Consider the following 1,669-nt stretch of genomic DNA (forward strand, 5'->3'; position numbering starts at 1 on the left):
CGTAGCCACCGGCGGCGGGCGCGGAGCGACGCTCCCCGGCATCCGATCGTCCGCCGCGCTCGGCGCGCGCGCCGTCACGGGCGGGGCCACCGTTGTGGCGATCGTGGAAGGAGGTCTTCTTCGCGCCGTAGCGCGGCTCGAAGTTCGCGGACGGGCGTCCGCCCTTGGGCTTCTTGTTCTTCGGCATTGCGGTGTCTTCCTGTGTTCTCGCACGAGAACAGCGCCGCGCGCACGCGCGAGCACCCTGCGCCTGATCGGGCTCGATCAGCGGGGTTCCGGACTGTCAGCGGCCGGGGCCATTCATGTGATGGTTGATTAGCGTCGAGCGACGCTCACCATCGGCCCCTGGACTCACACTTCATACACAGAAAACGTCCGCGCCAACGCGCGGGTGTCCGAAGCCGACCGTCCGATACTACCGGACGCACCTGAGAGAGTGCTGCCGCAGGCGTGGCCGTACGATGTCGAGGTGAGTACCGCTTCCCCCACCGGCACCCAGATCACCCTCCGACGCGGCGAGGTGGATGCGCAGATCGCCCAGGTCGGTGCGTCCCTGCGTTCGCTGCGCATCGGCGGTGTCGATCTCGTGCCGCCGTATCCCCTCGACCTGCCGACTCCCGCGTGTTCCGGTGTGGTGCTCGTGCCGTGGCCGAACCGGGTGCGCGACGGACGCTGGGAGGACGACGGCACCGCGCGAGCGCTCGCGATCACCGAGCCGAAGTTGAACAATGCGAGCCACGGACTGCTGCGCTTCACCTCCTACGAGGTGTCGCAGACCGACACCGAAGCCGTGCTGCGAGCGACCATCGTGCCGCAGACCGGCTATCCGTATCTGGTCGAGACCGCGGTGACCTACACCCTCACCGCCGACGGCATCCAGGTCGCACACGCCCTCACCAACCGCTCGGACACCCCGGCGCCGGTCGCGCTGGGCACGCATCCGTTCGTCACGATCGGCGATGTCGACCCGCACGACCTCACGCTGAGGATCCCCACGAAGACCGCGTTCGAGACCGATGAGCGGATGCTGCCGACCGGGACGCGTCCGGCGGATACCGCGCTGCGGGATGGCGTCCGCCTGGGAGACGTGAGCCTCGACACCGGCTTCACCGATCTCACGCGCGACCCGGACGGGCGGGTACGCCACTCGCTCACCGCACCGGACGGCCGTCGCGTGACCCTGTGGCAGGGTGAGGGCTTCGACTACGTGCAGGTGTACACCACACCCGCGTACCCCGGACAGAGCCTCGCGGTCGCGATCGAGCCGATGACCGCACCCGCCGATGCGCTCAACAGCGGCCTCGGCATCCGCCGCCTGGCCCCGGAAGAGACCTGGACCCTGCACTGGGGCATCACGTTCAGCTGACCTGTTCCGACCCGTCGCAGCGTCGGCCCGTTGACAACTCCTCAAGGATCGACTCGAAAGGCCCCGGACCACGCATCTGCCTGCGGATCCGGGGCCTTTCTGCGGAGTTGTGAACGCGCGTGAGTTGTGACCGTCCGCCGGAACCCCCGCCGGACGGACCCGCTACTCCCGGTCGCGCAGTTCGCGCCGGGTGAGCTGCCGTGCGTGCGGCAGACCAGACGCGTCGATCAGCACTGAACCGGCCGGAGCTGCCGCAGCGCCCGACGCATCCGGCCCGACCGGAGCATCCGGCTCGGGCGCCCC

At 69.5% G+C, this 1,669-nt stretch carries 1 protein-coding gene and 1 pseudogene; one reads left to right on the forward strand and one right to left on the reverse strand.

All coding sequences use genetic code 11. From position 1 onward, the window contains the following. Window positions 1–187 (reverse strand): annotated as a pseudogene (locus tag L978_RS17450) (DEAD/DEAH box helicase); the annotation flags it as partial. Window positions 188–469: 282 nt separating this feature from the next. Here L978_RS17450 and L978_RS17455 point away from each other — a divergent pair. Then, window positions 470–1,366: an aldose 1-epimerase family protein gene (locus L978_RS17455; protein WP_047524663.1), complete on the forward strand. Its 897-nt coding sequence runs from the start codon at window positions 470–472 to the stop codon at window positions 1,364–1,366. Window positions 1,367–1,669 lie beyond the last annotated feature (303 nt).

The sequence above is a fragment of the Microbacterium sp. ZOR0019 genome, assembly GCF_000800925.1.
GTDB classification, from domain to species: Bacteria; Actinomycetota; Actinomycetes; order Actinomycetales; family Microbacteriaceae; genus Microbacterium; species Microbacterium aurugineum.